The sequence below is a fragment of the Actinacidiphila polyblastidii genome (assembly GCF_036353415.1).
GTDB classification, from domain to species: Bacteria; Actinomycetota; Actinomycetes; order Streptomycetales; family Streptomycetaceae; genus Actinacidiphila; species Actinacidiphila polyblastidii.
Genome location: NZ_JAZEWV010000001.1, coordinates 641,127 through 660,113 on the forward strand (window position 1 = coordinate 641,127; position 18,987 = coordinate 660,113).

An 18,987-nucleotide genomic window follows, 5' to 3' on the forward strand; every position below is an offset into this window, starting at 1 on the left:
TGGATGGGGCGTTCTTGTTAACTTCCGGATACCGGCCGGTACCGGGCGGCCGATTCACGCATCCGCGGTGCAGGGCCGTACCATCGCCCCCATGGCAAAGGCTCCCGTTCTCACCCCCCAGGCGGACGACTTCCCGCGCTGGTACCAGGACCTGATCAGCAAGGCCGAACTGGCCGACAACGGCCCGGTGCGCGGCACCATGGTCATCCGGCCGTACGGCTACGGGCTGTGGGAGCGGATGCAGGCGGACATGGACGCGCGGATCAAGGCGGTCGGCGCGCAGAACGCCTACTTCCCGCTGTTCATCCCGCAGTCGTACCTGACCAGGGAAGCCCAGCACGTGGAGGGCTTCGCGCCGGAGCTGGCGGTCGTCACGCACGGCGGCGGCAAGGAACTGGAAGAGCCGATCGTCGTCCGGCCGACCTCCGAGACGATCATCAACGAGTACTTCTCCAAGTGGGTGCAGAGCTACCGGGACCTGCCGCTGCTGATCAACCAGTGGGCGAACGTGGTGCGTTGGGAGCTGCGTCCGCGGCTGTTCCTGCGCACCACCGAGTTCCTCTGGCAGGAGGGGCACACCGCGCACGCCACCCAGGACGACGCCCGTGAGTTCGCCGCCCGCATCCAGCGCGACGTCTACGGCGACTTCATGGAGAACGTCCTGGCCATGGACGTGGTGCTGGGCCGCAAGACGGTCAAGGAGCGGTTCGCCGGCGCCATCAACACCCTCACGCTGGAGGGGATGATGGGCGACGGCAAGGCGCTCCAGCTGGGCACCAGCCACGAACTGGGCCAGAACTTCGCCAAGGCGTTCCACACCCAGTACCTGTCCAAGGAGGGCACCCAGGAGCACGTCTGGCAGACCTCCTGGGGCAGCACCACCCGCATGATCGGCGCCCTGGTGATGATGCACGGCGACGACAACGGCCTGCGGGTGCCGCCGAAGCTCGCCCACGTCCAGGTCGTCGTGCTGGCGATCAAGGAGGACGAGGCGGTGATCGCCAAGGTGCACGAGGTCGGCGACCGGCTGCGCGCGGCGGGGCTGCGCGTGGTGGTCGACGACCGCACCGACACCCCGTTCGGCCGCCGCGCGGTCGACTGGGAGCTCAAGGGCGTGCCGCTGCGGGTCGAGATCGGTCCGCGCGACCTGGAGGGCGGCACCGCGATGCTGGCCCGGCGCATCCCGGGCGGCAAGGAGCCGGTGGCGCTGGACGCCCTCGCCGACCTGCTGCCCAAGGCGCTGGAGGAGGACCAGGCGCGGCTGCTGCAGGAGTCCCGCGACCGCCGGCTGTCCCGCACCGTGGACGTCGCCTCGATCGACGAGGCCGTCGAGGCCGCGGCCACCGGCTGGGGCCGCATCCCGTGGGCCGACCTCGGCCCCGAGGGCGAGGCGAAGCTCGCCGAGCAGGGCGTCTCGGTGCGCTGCCTGGTCGCCGAGGACGGCTCGGTGCCCACCGCGGACGACGCCCCGGGCACCGTCGCGGTGGTCGCCAGGGCCTACTGACGCGCGGCGCGCGTCCGCTGACCGAAGGGCGGCGCTCGGAATGCGCCGAGAGGTCCGCCTTGGGGTCGGGTGCACAGGTTCACCGGTCTTCGCCGGTGTCCTCCGCACCCGCCCTGCGTCATGCCCCCTCGCGGTGCGTTATCCGGAACTGACCGATCAGTGCAAATTAATTGGACTGTCCCGGAATCGGAACACCGGGGCCGCCCGGCTCGTTGATACGGCGTGAGCACGACACCACCTGTACTCGCCGCCGAGCTGGCAGTCGCCTGGGCCGATATTCAACGGCACCATCCCGAGCTGCCCGACCTGGCCGCGCCCGAGTCCCTGATCGGAGAGTCGTCGTCCGCCTGCGGTACGGAGCTCTCCTTCGAAAGGCTGCTGCACGAAGCCGTGCACGGGATCGCCGCCGCCCGCGGCATCCGTGACACCTCGCGCGCCGGCCGCTACCACAACCGACGTTTCCTCGCGATCGCCGACGAGATGGGCCTCGACCACGCCGAGGACCCGCATCCCAGCAGCGGCTTCTCGCTCGTGGTGATGCGTCCCGACACCCGTAAGCGATATCGGCCCACCATCGAGCGGCTGCAGCGCGCCCTGAAGGCGCACTCCGCGGCCACCACCTCCGACACCGGGCGCTCCTTCCGGGGTCCGGCCGCACGGCACGGCTCCTCGGGCGGCGGCGTGCGGGTCAAGGCCGTCTGCGACTGCGGGCGCAACGTCCGGGTCGTGCCCTCCGTCCTGGCCCAGGCGCCGATCATGTGCGGCGCGTGCGGCCAGCCCTTCCGCATCCCGGAGGTCGTCGGGGTCGGGTGAGTGTGGCAGAATGTCCAGCTGAGAACTCGACAGCCGTGCAGGAACCCTCTCTCCTTCGGCTGACGCGTCCGTCGGGCGCACGATTCCCACAACCCCACGTGGCTTCTCGTCGCGCCCAACCACGTCAACACCAGGAGAACCCGCTCCCGTGGCAGTCAAGATCAAGCTGAAGCGTCTGGGCAAGATCCGTTCGCCTCACTACCGCATCGTCGTCGCCGACTCCCGTACCCGCCGTGACGGCCGGGCCATCGAGGAGATCGGCCTGTACCACCCGGTGCAGAACCCCTCGCGCATCGAGGTCGACACCGACCGCGCGCAGTACTGGCTCTCCGTCGGCGCGCAGCCGACCGAGCCGGTCCTCGCCATCCTGAAGCTCACCGGCGACTGGCAGAAGTACAAGGGCGAGCCCGCCCCGGCGCCGCTGCTCGTGGCCGAGCCGAAGGCAGACAAGCGCGCCCTGTTCGAGGCCGCCGCCAAGGACAGCGCCGACGAGCCGAAGGGTGAGGCCATCACCCCCAAGGCGAAGAAGGCCGACAAGGCCGAGAAGAAGGCCGACGACGCCGAGGCCGGCGCCTCGGCCGAGTCCACCGAGGCCTGAGCATGCTCGAGGAGGCTCTTGAGCACCTCGTGAAAGGCATCGTCGACAATCCCGACGATGTGCAGGTCGGCATGCGCACCCTGCGGCGCGGCAGCGTGCTCGAGGTCCGGGTCCACCCCGACGACCTCGGCAAGGTGATCGGCCGCAACGGCCGTACCGCCAGGGCGCTGCGCACCGTCGTCGGAGCGCTCGGCGGCCGTGGCGTCCGCGTCGACCTCGTCGATGTGGACCAGGTTCGCTGAGCGGACCGAACGTCTCGTGCACCGGGCCGGAAGCGGTTGTCGCCGCCTTCCGGCCCGGTGCTTTTCTCCGTCCTAGTCCCGGGAGTTGAACGTCACGTGCAGCTGGTAGTCGGCCGGATCGGCCGCGCCCACGGCATCAAGGGCGAGGTCTCCGTCGAGGTCCGCACCGACGAGCCGGAGCTGCGGCTCGCCCCCGGCGCGGTGCTCGCCACCGACCCCGCCGCCACCGGACCGCTCACCATCGCCACCGGCCGGGTGCACAGCGGCCGGCTGATGCTGCGCTTCGAGGGCGTCGCCGACCGCACCGGCGCCGAGGCGCTGCGCGGCACCCTGCTGATCGCCGAGGTCGACCCGCAGGTGACGCCCGAGGACCCCGAGGAGTTCTACGACCACCAGCTGATCGACCTCGACGTGGTCACCGTCGACGGCCGCGAGATCGGCCGGATCGCCGAGATCACCCACCTCCCGTACCAGGATCTGCTGGTCGTCGAGCGGCCCGACGGCAGCCAGGTGCTCGTCCCGTTCGTCGGCGAGATCGTGCCGGAGATCGACCTGGAGGAGCAGCGCGCGGTGATCGACCCGCCGCCGGGGCTGCTCGACGAGGCCGAGGCGCAGACGGCGAGCGCCCGGGAGAGCGCCGAAGACGGGGACAGCGACGGGGACGCACACGGGGACCGCGCCGAGGACAGCGACGGGGACGCCTGAGATGCGGATCGACGTCGTCACGATCTTCCCCGAGTACCTGGAGCCGCTGAACGTCTCGCTGGTCGGCAAGGCCCGCGCCGCCGGCACCCTCGACGTGCACGTCCACGACCTGCGCGGCTGGGCCCTCGACCGGCACAACACCGTGGACGACACCCCGTACGGCGGCGGCCCCGGCATGGTCATGATGACCGGCCCCTGGGGTGAGGCACTCGACACCACGCTGGCCGACGGCTACGAGGCCGGCGCCGCGCAGCCGGTGCTGGTCGTGCCCACCCCCAGCGGCAGGCCGTTCACCCAGGCGCTGGCGGTCCAGCTCGCGCAGCGGCCCTGGCTGGTCTTCGCGCCGGCCCGCTACGAGGGCATCGACAGCCGCGTCACCGCCGAGTACGCGACCCGGCTGCCGGTCGTCGAGGTCTCCATCGGCGACTACGTGCTGGCCGGCGGCGAGGCCGCGGTGCTCGTCGTCACCGAGGCGGTCGCCCGGCTGCTGCCCGGCGTGCTGGGCAACGCCCGCTCGCACGCCGACGACTCCTTCGCGCCGGGCGAGATGGCCGACCTGCTCGAAGGCCCCGTCTACACCAAGCCGCCGCGGTGGCGCGGCCGCGGCATCCCCGACGTGCTGCTCAGCGGCCACCACGGCAGGATCGCCCGCTGGCGGCGGGACGAGGCGTTCCGCCGCACCGCGGCGCTGCGGCCCGACCTGATCGAGCGCGCCGACCCCGCGGCCTTCGACAAGAAGGACCGCGAGATGCTCAGCATCCTCGGCTGGCAGCCGGGACCCGACGGCCGATTTGGGCGCAACCCCGACGCCGTGGAAGAATGAGCGGCTGCTGCCCGCTCGGCGCGCGCCCCTGCCACAGGGGGAACGACGCCCACCGGGACCCGGCAGCGAACCTCGTGACTCTCCGACATTCCGTCGATGACCTGTGGCATCGGCGAGGAAGCAGAACACCGTGACCAACCTGATCGAGACCGTCAACAGCGCGAGCCTGCGCACCGACGTCCCGACCTTCCGCCCCGGCGACACCGTCAACGTGCACGTGCGCGTCATCGAGGGCAACCGCTCCCGTGTGCAGCAGTTCAAGGGCGTCGTCATCCGCCGCCAGGGCGCGGGCGTCAGCGAGACCTTCACGGTCCGCAAGGTCAGCTTCTCCGTCGGCGTGGAGCGCACCTTCCCGGTGCACACCCCGATCGTGGAGAAGATCGAGGTCGTCACCCGCGGCGCCGTCCGCCGCGCGAAGCTGTACTACCTCCGTGAGCTGCGCGGCAAGGCCGCGAAGATCAAGGAGAAGCGCGACAGGTGAGCGCTTGACCTGTCCTTGGCACGGGCCGGATAAGCTTCCGCCCCGATGGACAGCGAAGCAGCCCCAACGGAACGCGACCGCTCCCCATCCGCCGACGAGGCGGACCGGCAGGAGCGGTCGCGTTCCGTTGTCCGCGACCGGCCGCCCGCCGCTGACGGGCAGCCGGCCGGACACCCCTGGGCGGTGGCGGCCGCCCGCTGGTGGCAGGACTGGCGCCGCACCCTGCTGGCCGCGCTCGGCGGTGTCGTGGTGCTGCTGCTCGTCAGCCACTTCGTGGTGGAGCCCTTCGAGGTGCCGAGCACCTCGATGGAGAACACCCTGCGGGTCGGCGACCGGGTGCTGGTCGACAAGCTGGCGTACCGATTCGGCGGCGCGCCGCAGCGGGGGGACGTGATCGTGTTCGACGGTGAGGGGTCGTTCCGCGAGAGCGGCGGGACCGACTACGTGAAACGCGTCATCGGCGTCGGCGGCGACCGGGTCACCTGCTGCGACCGGCAGGGCAGGATCACCGTCAACGGGCAGCCGCTCGACGAGACCTACCTCCACCCGGGCGACGTGCCCTCCCGGGAGCCGTTCGACATCGTGGTGCCGGAGGGAAGGCTGTGGGTCATGGGCGACCACCGCGACGACTCCGCCGACTCCCGCGACCACCTCGGCGACCCCGGCGGCGGCACCGTGCCCGTCGGCCGGGTGATCGGCCGCGCCGACTGGATCGGCTGGCCGCTCGGCCACTGGACGCGGCTGCGCCGCCCGGCCGCCTTCGCCGCCGTGCCCGTGCCCGCAGGCGGCCGTCATGGGTAACCGCGGCAGGCCGCGCTACGGCCACCACAAGGCGCCGGCCCACCCGGACGCCGCCGCGTCCGCTCCCGCCGCCGACCCGCCGCAGGCGCCTCCGCTGCTCACCGGCAGCAGCCGCGTCGAGCGCCGCAAGCTGGCCCGCAAGGTCAAGCGCAAGCGCCGCCGCTCGCTGGCCCGCGAGGTGCCGCTGCTGGTCATGGTGGCGCTGCTGATCGCGCTGGTGCTCAAGACCTTCCTGCTGCAGGCGTTCGTCATCCCGTCCGGCTCGATGGAGCAGACCATCCGGATCGGCGACCGGGTGCTGGTCGACAAGCTCACCCCCTGGTTCGGCGCGCAGCCGCACCGCGGGGACGTCGTGGTCTTCCAGGATCCGGGCGGCTGGCTGACCGGCGAGCCCCAGCCCAAGCCGGACCCGGTGGTCGTCAAGCAGGTGAAACAGTTCTTCACCTTCATCGGCCTGCTGCCGGCCTCCGGCGAGCAGGACCTCATCAAGCGGGTCATCGCGGTCGGCGGCGACACCGTGCGGTGCTGCGACCAGCAGGGCCGGATCACCGTCAACGGCACGCCGCTGACCGAGCCCTACCTCTTCGAGGGAAACCCGCCGTCCCGGATGGCGTTCACCGTGCACGTGCCGCAGGGCCGGCTGTGGGTGATGGGCGACCACCGCGACGACTCCGCGGACTCCCGGTACCACACCGACAAGCCGGGCGGCGGCACGATCCCGGAGAGCCTGGTGGTCGGACGGGCCTTCGTCATCGCCTGGCCGCTCGACCACTGGCGGCGGCTCCAGGAGCCCGGTACGTACGCCTCCGTGCCCGCCCCGACCGCGGCCGGCACGGACGGCACAGGTACGGCCACTAGGGTGGGTTGGGCCAACAATGGTCAAAGGACGAACCAGCTGCCGACTCCTGCGGAACTCCCGCTCGTTATCGGGATGGTGGGCCTGCGCCGGAAACGGGGCAGGCGGAAGACTGGAGTGAGGAGTGGATGTGGGGGACCTGGTGGTCGGCGCACGTTCTGGATCCGGCGAGCCCGAGAGGGAGGACATCGAGGTGCCCCCGACGGAGGACGTGCACGACATGAGGGACCGGGCGGACGGCGGCGGCAGCGTCCCCGGGCACGGCGCGGCTTTCGGGCCCGCCGCGCCCGCGCAGGGTGCCGCGGCGGGCCCGCCCGTCGCGCCCGGCCAGGGCGGCCCGGCGCACGGTGCGCACCGTGCGGACCCCTCGCAGTTCCCGGACGCCTCGGACGTCTCCGACCCCTCGCGGCCCGCGGACTCCGGCGGCTCCGGCGGCCCCGGCGCCCCCGGTGACGAGGACCGCCCCTCCGGCGGCGGCGCGGGCGGCGGCGCCAAGCAGCGCTCCTTCTGGAAGGAGCTGCCGCTGCTCGTCGGCATCGCGCTGGTGCTGGCGCTGCTGATCAAGACCTTCCTGGTGCAGGCGTTCTCCATCCCGTCGGACTCCATGCAGCACACCCTGGAGCGCGGCGACCGCGTCCTGGTCGACAAGCTCACCCCGTGGTTCGGCTCCGAGCCGACCCGCGGCGAGGTCGTCGTCTTCCACGACCCGGGCGGCTGGCTGCCGGAGAACCCGCCTGCCAGCAGCAACCCGCTGGTCCGGGGCCTGCAGACCGGCCTCAGCTTCATCGGGCTGATGCCGTCCGCGGACGAGAAGGACCTGATCAAGCGGGTCATCGGGGTCGGCGGCGACACCGTGGAGTGCCAGGGCACCGGCCCGGTCAAGGTCAACGGCAAGGCGCTGGACGAGCCGTACGTGTACGCGGGCAACACCCCGTGCTCCCCGGACGCACCGTTCAAGATCACCGTGCCCAAGGGCCGGATCTGGGTGATGGGCGACCACCGCCAGGACTCCCTGGACTCCCGCTTCCACATGTCGCTGCCCGGCGGCGGCACCGTCTCCGACGACAAGGTCGTCGGCCGCGCCATCGTCGTGGCCTGGCCGATCAACCGCTGGGACTGGCTGAGCATCCCCTCCACCTTCTCCCAGCCGGGCATCAACGCGGCCGGCGCCGGCGGTCCCGCCGCGATCGGCCTGGCCGGCGCGCTGCCGCTGGTCCTGCTGCGCAGGAGGCGGCTGCTGAGCAAGGGCCTGCCGAAGGAGCACCTGCCGAAGAAGCACCTGCTGCTGAAGAAGACCGAGGGCGAGAGCTGACCGGAAGCCCTACCCCCGGGTAGGGTTCCGCAGCATGAGCGTGACGACGAGCCGCGGTACGACCGCGATACGCGGGGACCGCACGGGCCGGTCCGGACGAGTGGCGTCCGGGCTGGCCATCGCCCTGGGCTGCGTGATGTTCCTCGGCGGCTTCGCCTGGGCCGGGCTGGTCTACCGCCCCTACACGGTGCCGACCGAGTCGATGCGGCCCACCGTGATGCCCGGCGACAAGGTGCTGGCCCAGAAGGTCTCCGGATCGCAGGTGCACCGCGGGGACGTCGTCGTCTTCAAGGACCCCCTGTGGGGCAACGAACCTCTGGTCAAGCGGGTCGTCGCCGTCGGCGGCGACGTGGTGGCCTGCTGCGACAGGCAGGGCCGGCTGACCGTGGACGGCGTCCCGGTCGAGGAGACCTACCTCCAGGGCCACGGCCGGTCCGCCCAGGAGGCGTTCAAGGCGACCGTGGCCAAGGGCGAGCTGTTCATGCTGGGCGACGACCGCTCGGTCTCCGAGGACTCCCGGGTCCACCTGGAGGACGCCGAAGGCGGCGCGGTCCCGGTGGGCGACGTCAAGGGGCGGGTGGACGCCACCGCATGGCCGCTCGGCCGCATGGGCATGCTGCCGACGACGTCCGCCTTCGACGCCCTGCCCGGGGGCGGCCAGTCGCCGCAGGGGCCGCTGCGCTGGATCACCTTCCTCATCGTGGCCGGCGCCGCACTGATCCTGGGCGGCGCCGCGTACGAACCGGTGGCGAAGGCGCTGCGCCGCAGGCGGTGACGCGCCGCCGCCGCGGCGCGCGTGAGACGGTGTGACGCACAATGGGGGCACGTACGGCTGAAGGGGAACATGCCATGAGCGCCGAGGACCTCGAGAAATACGAGACCGAGATGGAGCTGAAGCTCTATCGGGAGTATCGCGACGTCGTCGGCCTGTTCAAGTACGTGATCGAGACTGAGCGGCGCTTCTACCTCACCAACGACTACGAGATGCAGGTGCACTCGGTCCAGGGTGAGGTGTTCTTCGAGGTCTCCATGGCCGACGCCTGGGTCTGGGACATGTACCGGCCGGCCCGCTTCGTCAAGCAGGTGCGCGTGCTCACGTTCAAGGACGTGAACATCGAGGAGCTGAACAAGGCGGACCTGGACCTGCCGTCCGACGACTCCGGCTTCAACGGCTGAGCCCGGGGGCGAGGGCCGGGATCCGGGCCGGCGGCGGACGCCACGGCGCCCCCCGGGGGGCGGGCCCGGCGAGGTTGTCCACAGGGCGATTCCAAGATCATCGCGGGGGGCGCCGCCTCTGTCACAGTGAGTGACGGAGGTGGTACGGATGAACGCGCGAAGTGCGCTCGGACGATACGGCGAAGACGTGGCAGCCCGCACCCTGCGCGACGCGGGGCTCCGCGTCCTCGCCAGGAACTGGCGCTGCGGCCGCCGCGGCGAGATCGACATCCTCGCGGCCGAAGGAGACGCCCTCGTCGTCTGCGAGGTGAAAACCCGCCGCGAAGGGCCCTTCCAAAACCCCCTGGACGCCGTCACCGCACGCAAGGTCGCCCGGCTGCAGAACCTCGCCGAACGCTGGACCGCACAGCACGGCGGCGCACCACCGGGCGGCATCCGCATCGACGTCATCGGCGTCACCCTGCCCAGCCGCGGCGCCGCCCGCGTCGAGCACGTCCGGGGGGTGGCGTGATGGGCTTCGCCCGCACCTGCTCCGTCGCCCTCGTCGGCGTCGAAGGCGTCGTCGTCGAGGTCCAGGCCGACCTCGAACCCGGCATCGCCGCCTTCACCCTCGTCGGCCTCCCCGACAAGAGCCTCATCGAAAGCCGCGACCGGGTCCGCGCCGCCATCGTCAACAGCGGCGAGACCTGGCCGGCCAAGAAGCTCACCGTCGGCCTCAGCCCCGCATCCGTCCCCAAAAGCGGCTCCGGCTTCGACCTCGCCGTGGCCTGCGCCGTCCTCGCCGCCGACGGCCGCATCGCCCCCCACGCCATCGCCGACCTCATGATGATCGGCGAACTCGGCCTCGACGGCGTCGTCCGCCCCGTCCGCGGCGTGCTCCCCGCCGTCCTCGCCGCCGCCGACGCCGGCTACCGCCACGTCGTCGTCCCCGAGCACACCACCGCAGAAGCAGCCCTCGTCCCCGGCGTCGCCGTCCTCGGCGTCCGCTCGCTGCGCCAACTCATCGCCGTGCTCAACGACGAACCCGTCCCCGACGAAGAACGCACAGGGCCCGACCTCGACGGCCGCCCCGACCCGCTGCTCGCCGGACTCACCGTCCCCGGCGGCGGCATCGGCACCGGACTCGCCACCAGCCTCGGCGGCGCACACCAGCACGCCCCCGGCGCCGCCGCACCCCCCGACATGGCCGACGTCGCCGGACAACCCGCCGCCCGCCTCGCCCTCGAAGTCGCCGCGGCAGGCGGCCACCACCTCTACCTCAAAGGCCCCCCAGGCGCCGGCAAGACCATGCTCGCCGAACGACTGCCCGGCATCCTGCCGCCCCTCACCCGCCAAGAATCCCTCGAAGCCACCGCCGTCCACTCCGTCGCCGGCATCCTCCCGCCCGGCCGCCCCCTCGTCGACACCCCGCCCTACTGCGCCCCCCACCACTCCGCCACCATGCAGTCCCTCGTCGGCGGCGGCAGCGGACTGCCCCGCCCCGGCGCCGTCTCACTCGCCCACCGCGGCGTGCTCTTCCTCGACGAAACCCCCGAATTCAGCGTCCGCGCACTCGACGCGCTCCGCCAGCCCCTCGAATCCGGGCACGTCGTCGTCGCCCGCGCCGCAGGCGTGATGCGCCTCCCCGCCCGCTTCATGCTCGTCCTCGCCGCCAACCCCTGCCCCTGCGGGCGGTTCTCCACCGGCGGCGGCTGCGACTGCTCGCCCACCGCGGTCCGCCGCTACCAGGCACGGCTCTCCGGCCCCCTCCTCGACCGCGTCGACCTGCGCGTCGACGTCGAAGCCGTCAGCCGCAGCGAACTCATGGGCCACGGCCCCGGCGAGTCCACCACCGTCATCGCCGCCCGCGTCCAGGACGCCCGCGCCCGCGCCGCCACCCGCTACCAGCACACCCCCTGGCGGATGAACTGCGAGGTCCCCGGCCACGAGATCCGCACCCGATGGCACGTCGCCCCCGGCGCCCTCCTCGCCGCCGAACGCGACATGGAACGCGGCCTGCTCACCGCCCGCGGCCTCGACCGCGTCCTGCGCGTCGCCTGGACCCTCGCCGACCTCGCAGGCCACCCCCAGCCCACCCCCGACGACGTGCTGCGCGCCCTCCAACTGCGCTCCGGCGTCCACCGCGGCGCCACCATGGCCGGGAGCACCGCATGACCGCCCCGCCGCCCCACCCCCCACCTGGCGTCCCCCACGAAGAACGCCTCGCCCGCGCCGCCCTCACCCGCATCACCGACCCCGGCGACACCGTCATCGGCAGAGCCCTCCAGGACCGCGGCCCCCAGGCCACCCTCCGCGCCGCCCGCGACGCCACACCCCTGCCAGGAGCAGGACCCCAGCGCACCGAGAGCTACGCCCGCCGCGCCGCCCGCACCGACCCCCACGCCGACCTCGACACCGCCCACCGCACCGGCGCCCGCTTCATCTGCCCCGGCGACCCCGAGTGGCCCCGCCAACTCGACGACCTCGGCGCCCAGCGCCCCTACGGCCTGTGGGTGCGCGGCGCCCCCTCACTGCGGCTGTGGGCACTGCGCTCCGTCGCCCTCGTCGGCGCCCGCACCTGCACCGACTACGGCGCCCACATGGCCGCCCGGCTCGCCGCCGGCCTCGCCGACGCCGGCTGGATCGTCGTCTCCGGCGCCGCCTACGGCGTCGACGGCGTCGCCCACCGCACCACCCTGCGCGCGGGCGGCGCCACCATCGGCGTCGTCGCCAGCGGCGTCGACAGCCCCTACCCCCGCGGCAACGCCGACCTCATCGCCGACATCGCCGCCCACGGCCTGCTCCTCGGCGAACTCCCACCCGGCGCCCACCCCACCCGCAGCCGGTTCATCCTGCGCAACCGCGTCATCGCCGCCCTCACCCGCGGCACCGTCGTCGTCGAAGCCCGCTACCGCAGCGGCTCCCTCATCACCGCCCGCCGCGCCACCGCACTCGGCCGCATCACCATGGGCGTGCCAGGGCCCTGCACCAGCGGACTCTCCGAAGGAGTCCACGAACTCCTGCGCGGCGACGCCGCCCTCGTCACCGACGCCGCCGAGATCATCGAACTCGTCGGCGAGATCGGCGCCGACCTCGCCCCCGAACGCCGCGGCCCCGTCCTCCCGCACGACCACCTCCCACCCGCCGCCGCCCGCGTCCTCGAAGCCGTCCCCGGCCGCGGCGACGCCACCGATGAGGACATCGCCGACGCCGCCGGCGCCACCACCGCCGACACGCTGGGCCGCCTCCACGAATTGCAGGCCCTCGGCTTCGTCGAACGATCCGGCGGCCGCTGGAAGTTGGTCCGTACCGCACGGGAGGCGCCACCCGACAGAACCGGTTGACGGCATCGACACACCATCAGGTGACAGGAAAACGCTCTGACCTGCGACGATCGTAGGACCGGCCACACAGGCGCGCACAGGCCCGCATCATTGCCCCCAGATCCGCTCACCCGCGACCGGACCGGACACCGCCGCCGGCTCGGCCCCCTGCACCCGCAGAAGAACGTATCTGCGCATGTCCCACACGGATGACGTAGCAGCCAGCGACACCATGGTGACGCTACGCTCGCGGAGGGCCGAAACCCCGCCCACGCCGGCCCCCCACCACCACGTCACGGCAGAACGGCTCACAACGACGCATGCCCCAGTACACCCCCGGGCCCCAGCGGACAGCGGCGGCGACCGCCACCCCCGCAGCCCCACGGCCCGCCGCCCCCACCTCGCTCGACGCGCTGTGGCGGACCTACAAGTCCACGGGGGACGCCCGCCTGCGAGAACAACTGATCCTGCACTACTCGCCCCTGGTCAAATACGTCGCAGGCCGGGTCAGCGTGGGCCTGCCCGCCAACGTCGAACAAGCCGACTTCGTGTCCTCAGGAGTCTTCGGACTCATCGACGCCATCGAGAAGTTCGACCCCGAGCGCGCCATCAAGTTCGAGACCTACGCCATCACCCGCATCCGCGGCGCCATGATCGACGAACTGCGCGCCCTCGACTGGATCCCCCGCTCCGTCCGCCAGAAGGCGCGCGCCGTCGAACGCGCCTACGCCACCCTCGAAGCACGACTGCGCCGCACCCCCAGCGAACCCGAGGTCGCCGCCGAGATGGGCGTCCCCCTCGAAGAACTCCACGGCGTCTTCAGCGCCCTGTCCCTCGCCAACGTCGTCGCCCTCGAGGAACTCCTGCACGTCGGCGCCGAAAGCGGCGACCGGCTCAGCCTCGTCGACACCCTCGAGGACACCGGCGCCGACAACCCCGTCGAAGTCGCCGAGGACCGCGAACTGCGCCGGCTCCTCGCCCGCGCCGTCAACACCCTCCCCGAACGCGAGAAGACCGTGGTGACCCTCTACTACTACGAAGGGCTCACCCTCGCCGAAATCGGCCAGGTACTCGGCGTCACCGAAAGCCGCGTCAGCCAGATCCACACCAAGTCCGTCCTCCAACTCCGGGCAAAGCTGGCCGACGTGGGCCGCTAGACCCACCCGCCCACCTTCTACAGTGGAGCAATGCCCAGAATTCGTGCGGCCTCCGTGGCCGAGCACCGGACGATGCAGCGCCGCGCCCTCCTGGACGCCGCCCGTGCGCTGCTCTCCGAGGGCGGCACCGAAGCCCTCACCTTCCCCGCGCTGGCCGAGCGCACCGGCCTTGCCCGCTCCTCGGTCTACGAGTACTTCCGCTCCCGCGCGGCCGTCGTCGAGGAACTGTGCGCCGTCGACTTCCCGGTCTGGGCCGCCGAGGTCGAAGCCGCCATGGCCGCCGCCGACACCCCCGCGGCCCGGATCGAGGCATACGTGCGCACCCAGCTCGCCCTCGTCGGCGACCGCAGGCACCGCGCCGTCGTCGCCATCTCCGCGGGCGAGCTGGACGCCGGCGCCCGCGAGAAGATCCGCGCCGCCCACGGCGGACTCGTCGCCATGGTCGTCGCCGCCCTCTCCGACCTCGGCCACGGCGAACCCCGGCTGATCGCCATGCTCCTCCAGGGCGTCGTCGACGCCGCCGTACGCCGCATCGAACTGGGCGCCGCCGAGGCCCCCGACGAGATCGTGGCCGCGGCGGTCACCATGGCCCTGCACGGCGTCAGCGGCTGATCCTGCCCGGTGGGGCCCCTCCCCCCTTCCCCCCTCCCCCCCGCCCCACCCCCCACCCCCCACCTCCGCCCCCGCTGCTGATCCCTCCCGCCTCCGCCTCGATCCGCCGCCTCACGTCCTGCCGTACACCGGGAGCAGCCGGGAAGGGCCGGCGCGGCGCAGGGAGGGCGGGAGCAGGAGGAGCGGGTCGAGGTAGACGTCGTCCCGGAGCAGTCCCCAGTGCAGGCAGGTGTCGGGGCAGTGGGGGAGGACGCCGTCGACCGCGGCGACGGTGCCGACGGTGCGGCCGGCCGGGACCTCGGCGCCGGCCGGCAGGGTCGCGCGGACCGGCTGGTAGGTGGTGCGCAGGCCGCCCGGGAGGGCGATCACGACGACGGGGACGCCGGCCACGCGGCCGGTGAAGGCGACGGCGCCGGGGGCCGCGGCCCGTACCGGGGCGCCGGGCGCGGTGCGCAGGTCGACGCCGCGGTGGCCGGCGGCCCAGGGCTGCGCGGGCGGGTCGAAGCCGCGCTCGACGACGGGGCGGCCCCGTATCCCGGGGCCGGTCACCGGCCAGCACCGGGCGGCGGGGCCGGCCCCGCCCGTGCACCCGGCGGCGGGGCGGGCTGCCGCCGCCGTGGCGACCCCTCGTGGAAGGGCGGCGGAACTGGTGGTGGGGCCGGCGGTGGGGTGGGTGGCGGGGCGGGCGGTGGCCGCGGTGAGCAGGGCCGCGGTGAGCGCTGCCGTCGTGCAGAGGGTGGTCCAGGTCATGGGGTCCACGATGGCGGACGGGGGAGGAGTGGCGATGATCTTGGTCGGGGGGCTGTGGACAACTCGGGTGTCGCCTGGTGCTCCGCCGGTCCCGTACACTTTCTCTGGCGATCCGGGTCACCGGGTCGACTTCGCACGCCCCGCCACCCACCCCGTTCTCGGGGCGGTGGCCGCGCCCCTCGGTCCCTCGTGGCACGGCGCGCCGGGGCGTCAGGCGCGGCAGCCGTCCGGCGGCCGCGGTAACCGAGTACATCAAGGAGTACGGCCATGGCCGTCGTCACGATGCGGGAGCTGCTCGAGAGCGGCGTCCACTTCGGGCACCAGACCCGTCGCTGGAACCCGAAGATGAAGCGCTTCATCTTCACCGAGCGCAACGGCATCTACATCATCGACCTGCTCCAGTCGCTGTCGTACATCGACCGCGCCTACGAGTTCGTCAAGGAGACCGTCGCGCACGGCGGCTCCATCATGTTCGTGGGCACCAAGAAGCAGGCGCAGGAGGCCATCGCGGAGCAGGCTTCCCGCGTCGGCATGCCCTACGTCAACCAGCGCTGGCTGGGCGGCATGCTCACCAACTTCTCGACCGTCTACAAGCGCCTCCAGCGCCTGAAGGAGCTCGAGGAGATCGACTTCGAGGACGTGGCCGCCTCCGGCCTGACCAAGAAGGAGCTCCTGGTCCTCTCCCGCGAGAAGGAGAAGCTGGAGAAGACGCTGGGCGGCATCCGCGAGATGCAGAAGGTGCCCAGCGCCGTCTGGATCGTGGACACCAAGAAGGAGCACATCGCCGTCGGTGAGGCGCGCAAGCTCCGCATCCCGGTGGTCGCCATCCTCGACACCAACTGCGACCCCGACGAGGTCGACTACAAGATCCCGGGCAACGACGACGCGATCCGTTCCGTCACCCTGCTCACCCGCGTGATCGCCGACGCCGTCGCCGAGGGCCTGATCGCCCGTTCCGGCGCCGCGCTGGGCGACAAGAAGGCGGAAGGCGTGGCCGAGCCGCTCGCCGAGTGGGAGCGTGACCTCCTGGAGGGCGAGAAGAAGGCCGACTCCGAGGGCGACGCCCCGGCCGCCGAGGCGCCCGCCGCCGAGACCGCCGAGGCCCCCGCCGAGACGGCCGAGGCCGCCGAGGCTTCTGCGGAGACCCCGGCCGAGACCGCCGAGGCCCCCGCGGAGACGCCGGCCGAGGCTCCGGCCGAGGGCGACGCCCCGCAGGCCTGACGCCTCTCGCAGAACCACGCGTGACGACGGCGGGGGCACACGCGCCCCCGCCGTTGACCCGTAGATCCACCGATTCGGGAAGAGACACACAGCCATGGCGAACTTCACCGCCGCCGACGTCAAGAAGCTCCGCGAGCTGACCGCCGCGGGCATGATGGACTGCAAGAACGCCCTCACCGAGGCCGAAGGCGACCTGGACAAGGCCGTCGAGATCCTCCGCGTCAAGGGCCAGAAGGGCGTCACCAAGCGCGAGGGCCGCTCGGCCTCCAACGGTGCCGTCGTCTCGCTGCTCGCCGAGGACAACAGCGAGGGCGTGCTGCTCGAGCTGAAGTGCGAGACCGACTTCGTCGCCAAGGGTGACAAGTTCGTGGCCGTCGCCGACGCGATCGCCGCGCACGTCGCCGCGACCAGGCCGGCCGGCGTCGAGGCGCTGCTCGCCTCCGAGATCAAGGACGGCCAGACCGTCCAGGCGTTCGTCGACGAGGCGAACGCGACTCTCGGCGAGAAGATCGTGCTGGACCGCTTCGCGCAGTTCACCGACGGCTACGTCGCCTCGTACCTGCACCGCACCAGCCCGGACCTGCCCCCGCAGGTTGGCGTGCTGGTCGAGCTGGACAAGGCCGACGCGCAGACCGCCAAGGACGTGGCGCAGCACATCGCCGCCTTCGCGCCGACGTTCCTCAGCCGCGACGAGATCTCCGCCGAGACGGTCGAGAACGAGCGCCGCGTCGCCGAGGCCACCGCGCGCGAGGAGGGCAAGCCCGACGCCGCCCTGCCGCGGATCGTCGAGGGCCGGGTGAACGGCTTCTTCAAGGAGAACGTCGTCGTCGAGCAGGCGTTCGCCAAGGACCCGAAGAAGACCGTCCAGAAGGTGCTGGACGAGGCCGGTGTCACGCTGAAGCGCTTCGCCCGCTTCCGCGTCGGCGTCTGAGCCCCCCGTCTGACGGGCACCACCTCCGGCGGCGTACCCACGTCGCCGGAGCAGCGAAAGACCGGCGGCCCCGCTAGGGTCGTACGCGGTCGGCCGCCCGCCGGCCGGCCGCAGATGTGACGAGGAGGCCATTGCCGTCAAGGGAACCGATCAGGACCCTCGGCAGTGGCCTCCTTTGTACGTGCACGAGGAGAACCCCATGGACGAAGGCGCAGGCAAGGCCGACAAGGCTCACAACGCCGGCACCGCCGACAACGCCGTCACCGCCCGCCCCGCCGGCGGCGCCGGCACCCAGGACCGGGCCGACCGGACGCCCGCCGCGGTGGGCCGCGGTGGCGTGACGCCGGGCCGCTACCTGCTCAAGCTGTCCGGCGAGGCGTTCGCCGGCGGCGGCGGCCTGGGTGTGGACCCCGACGTGGTGCACGCCATCGCCCGCGAGATCGCCGCGGTGGTCCGCGACGGCTACGAGATCGCGCTGGTGGTCGGCGGCGGCAACTTCTTCCGCGGTGCGGAGCTCCAGCAGCGCGGCATGGACCGGGCCAGGTCCGACTACATGGGCATGCTCGGCACGGTGATGAACTGCCTCGCCCTCCAGGACTTCCTGGAGAAGGAGGGCATCGAGACCCGTGTGCAGACGGCCATCACCATGGGCCAGGTCGCCGAGCCGTACATCCCGCTGCGCGCGATCCGGCACCTGGAGAAGGGCCGCGTGGTGATCTTCGGCGCCGGTATGGGCATGCCGTACTTCTCCACCGACACCACCGCCGCCCAGCGGGCGCTGGAGATCGACGCGACCGCGATGCTGATGGGCAAGAACGGGGTGGACGGCGTCTACGACTCCGACCCCAAGCACAACCCGGACGCGGTCAGGTTCGACGCGCTGGAGTACGGCGAGGTCATCGCCCGCGACCTGCGGGTGGCTGACCTCACCGCGATCACCCTCTGCCAGGACAACAAGCTGCCGATCCTGGTCTTCGAGCTGCTCGCCGAGGGCAACATCGCGCGGGCCGTGAAGGGTGAGAAGATCGGCACGCTGGTCAACGACCACGGCACTCGGGCGTGACGCGCCCCAGGCGCTGCCTTCTGAATACCAGGAGCACATGGTGATTGAAGAGACACTCCTCGAGGCCGAGGAGAAGATGGACAAGGCCGTGGCCGTCGCCAAGGACGACTTCGCGGCGATCCGCACGGGCCGTGCGCATCCGGCGATGTTCAACAAGATCGTGGCGGAGTACTACGGCACGATCACCCCGATCAACCAGCTGGCGTCCTTCGCGGTGCCCGAGCCGCGGATGGCGGTGATCACCCCCTTCGACAGCAGCAGCCTGCGCAACATCGAGGAGGCGATCCGCAACTCCGACCTCGGAGTCAACCCGAGCAACGACGGCCGCATCATCCGGGTGGTCTTCCCGCAGCTCACCGAGGAGCGGCGGCGGGAGTACATCAAGGTCGCCAAGACCAAGGGCGAGGACGCGAAGATCTCCATCCGCAGCGTCCGCCGCAAGGCCAAGGAGACCCTCGACAAGCTGGTGAAGGACGGCGAGTCGGGCGAGGACGAGGTGCGCCGCGCGGAGAAGGAGCTGGACGACACCACGTCGAAGTACGTGGCGCAGATCGACGAGCTGCTCAAGCACAAGGAAACCGAGCTGCTGGAGGTCTGACCGCCGCGCCTCCTCCGGTCACCACGCCCACCCCTGGCCCAC

21 protein-coding genes and 1 pseudogene are annotated in these 18,987 nt (G+C 72.2%); 21 read left to right on the plus strand and 1 reads right to left on the minus strand.

What is annotated here, in order from left to right:
- Nucleotides 1–91: 91 nt before the first annotated feature.
- The 17 genes and pseudogenes from proS to V2S66_RS02700 all read left to right on the plus strand — a co-directional run bounded on the left by proS (nt 92) and on the right by V2S66_RS02700 (nt 14,382).
- Complete coding sequence (proS, locus tag V2S66_RS02620; RefSeq protein WP_330792721.1) at nt 92–1,504, plus strand: proline--tRNA ligase; 1,413 nt, start codon at nt 92–94, stop codon at nt 1,502–1,504.
- Between the two features lie 222 nt (nt 1,505–1,726).
- Entirely contained in the window at nt 1,727–2,317 is a 591-nt protein-coding gene (locus V2S66_RS02625; protein WP_330792722.1) for a hypothetical protein, read from the plus strand.
- Between the two features lie 148 nt (nt 2,318–2,465).
- Nucleotides 2,466–2,915: a 30S ribosomal protein S16 gene (gene rpsP / locus V2S66_RS02630; RefSeq protein WP_330792723.1), complete on the plus strand. Its 450-nt coding sequence runs from the start codon at nt 2,466–2,468 to the stop codon at nt 2,913–2,915.
- Nucleotides 2,916–2,917: 2 nt separating this feature from the next.
- On the plus strand, nt 2,918–3,157 hold the full coding sequence (locus V2S66_RS02635; protein WP_093716568.1) for an RNA-binding protein: 240 nt from the start codon (nt 2,918–2,920) through the stop codon (nt 3,155–3,157).
- A 96-nt stretch (nt 3,158–3,253) separates the two neighbouring features.
- Entirely contained in the window at nt 3,254–3,862 is a 609-nt protein-coding gene (gene rimM, locus V2S66_RS02640) for a ribosome maturation factor RimM (RefSeq protein ID WP_330792724.1), read from the plus strand.
- Between the two features lies 1 nt (nt 3,863).
- On the plus strand, nt 3,864–4,685 hold the full coding sequence (gene trmD, locus V2S66_RS02645; protein ID WP_330792725.1) for a tRNA (guanosine(37)-N1)-methyltransferase TrmD: 822 nt from the start codon (nt 3,864–3,866) through the stop codon (nt 4,683–4,685).
- A 130-nt stretch (nt 4,686–4,815) separates the two neighbouring features.
- Nucleotides 4,816–5,166 carry a 50S ribosomal protein L19 gene (gene rplS, locus V2S66_RS02650; protein WP_330792726.1) on the plus strand — a complete coding sequence of 117 codons (351 nt, stop codon included), beginning with the start codon at nt 4,816–4,818 and terminating at the stop codon, nt 5,164–5,166.
- Nucleotides 5,167–5,211: 45 nt separating this feature from the next.
- The gene (gene lepB, locus V2S66_RS02655) at nt 5,212–5,967 is read left to right on the plus strand and encodes a signal peptidase I (protein ID WP_330792727.1); all 756 of its coding nucleotides are present in this window, start codon (nt 5,212–5,214) and stop codon (nt 5,965–5,967) included.
- 193 nt (nt 5,968–6,160) lie between these two features.
- Nucleotides 6,161–6,676, plus strand: a pseudogene (gene lepB / locus V2S66_RS34455) (signal peptidase I); the annotation flags it as partial.
- 277 nt (nt 6,677–6,953) lie between these two features.
- A complete protein-coding gene (lepB, locus tag V2S66_RS02665; RefSeq protein WP_413966264.1) occupies nt 6,954–8,135 on the plus strand; it encodes a signal peptidase I in 1,182 nt (393 codons plus the stop codon).
- A gap of 34 nt (nt 8,136–8,169) precedes the next feature.
- Nucleotides 8,170–8,910: a signal peptidase I gene (gene lepB / locus V2S66_RS02670; RefSeq protein WP_330792729.1), complete on the plus strand. Its 741-nt coding sequence runs from the start codon at nt 8,170–8,172 to the stop codon at nt 8,908–8,910.
- 74 nt (nt 8,911–8,984) lie between these two features.
- Nucleotides 8,985–9,311, plus strand: coding sequence for a DUF2469 domain-containing protein (locus tag V2S66_RS02675; RefSeq protein ID WP_018562949.1), 327 nt, complete (start codon nt 8,985–8,987; stop codon nt 9,309–9,311).
- 148 nt (nt 9,312–9,459) lie between these two features.
- Nucleotides 9,460–9,822 (plus strand): YraN family protein, encoded by a 363-nt coding sequence (locus V2S66_RS02680; protein WP_330792730.1) that lies wholly within the window; start codon nt 9,460–9,462, stop codon nt 9,820–9,822.
- Nucleotides 9,822–11,465, plus strand: coding sequence for a YifB family Mg chelatase-like AAA ATPase (locus V2S66_RS02685; RefSeq protein ID WP_330792731.1), 1,644 nt, complete (start codon nt 9,822–9,824; stop codon nt 11,463–11,465). Before V2S66_RS02680 ends, V2S66_RS02685 begins: the two co-directional genes overlap by 1 nt.
- A complete protein-coding gene (gene dprA / locus V2S66_RS02690) occupies nt 11,462–12,634 on the plus strand; it encodes a DNA-processing protein DprA (protein ID WP_330792732.1) in 1,173 nt (390 codons plus the stop codon). The genes V2S66_RS02685 and dprA overlap by 4 nt, the downstream gene beginning before the upstream one ends.
- 299 nt (nt 12,635–12,933) lie before the next feature.
- Nucleotides 12,934–13,770 carry an RNA polymerase sigma factor WhiG gene (whiG, locus tag V2S66_RS02695; RefSeq protein WP_330792733.1) on the plus strand — a complete coding sequence of 279 codons (837 nt, stop codon included), beginning with the start codon at nt 12,934–12,936 and terminating at the stop codon, nt 13,768–13,770.
- A 54-nt stretch (nt 13,771–13,824) separates the two neighbouring features.
- A complete protein-coding gene (locus tag V2S66_RS02700) occupies nt 13,825–14,382 on the plus strand; it encodes a TetR/AcrR family transcriptional regulator (protein WP_330792831.1) in 558 nt (185 codons plus the stop codon).
- 111 nt (nt 14,383–14,493) lie between these two features.
- On the opposite strand, the gene V2S66_RS02705 is transcribed toward V2S66_RS02700, so the two are convergent.
- Nucleotides 14,494–15,132, minus strand: a complete 639-nt coding sequence (locus tag V2S66_RS02705; protein WP_330792734.1) for a peptidoglycan DD-metalloendopeptidase family protein — start codon at nt 15,130–15,132, stop codon at nt 14,494–14,496.
- 267 nt (nt 15,133–15,399) lie between these two features.
- Between V2S66_RS02705 and rpsB the strand changes: the two genes are divergently transcribed.
- From rpsB to frr, 4 genes are all read left to right on the plus strand, one after another.
- Nucleotides 15,400–16,353 (plus strand): 30S ribosomal protein S2, encoded by a 954-nt coding sequence (rpsB, locus tag V2S66_RS02710; RefSeq protein WP_330792735.1) that lies wholly within the window; start codon nt 15,400–15,402, stop codon nt 16,351–16,353.
- Nucleotides 16,354–16,447: 94 nt separating this feature from the next.
- Complete coding sequence (gene tsf / locus V2S66_RS02715; RefSeq protein ID WP_330792736.1) at nt 16,448–17,284, plus strand: translation elongation factor Ts; 837 nt, start codon at nt 16,448–16,450, stop codon at nt 17,282–17,284.
- Nucleotides 17,285–17,465: 181 nt separating this feature from the next.
- Nucleotides 17,466–18,347: a UMP kinase gene (pyrH, locus tag V2S66_RS02720; protein WP_413966265.1), complete on the plus strand. Its 882-nt coding sequence runs from the start codon at nt 17,466–17,468 to the stop codon at nt 18,345–18,347.
- Nucleotides 18,348–18,387: 40 nt separating this feature from the next.
- The gene (gene frr / locus V2S66_RS02725) at nt 18,388–18,945 is read left to right on the plus strand and encodes a ribosome recycling factor (protein WP_330792833.1); all 558 of its coding nucleotides are present in this window, start codon (nt 18,388–18,390) and stop codon (nt 18,943–18,945) included.
- Nucleotides 18,946–18,987 lie beyond the last annotated feature (42 nt).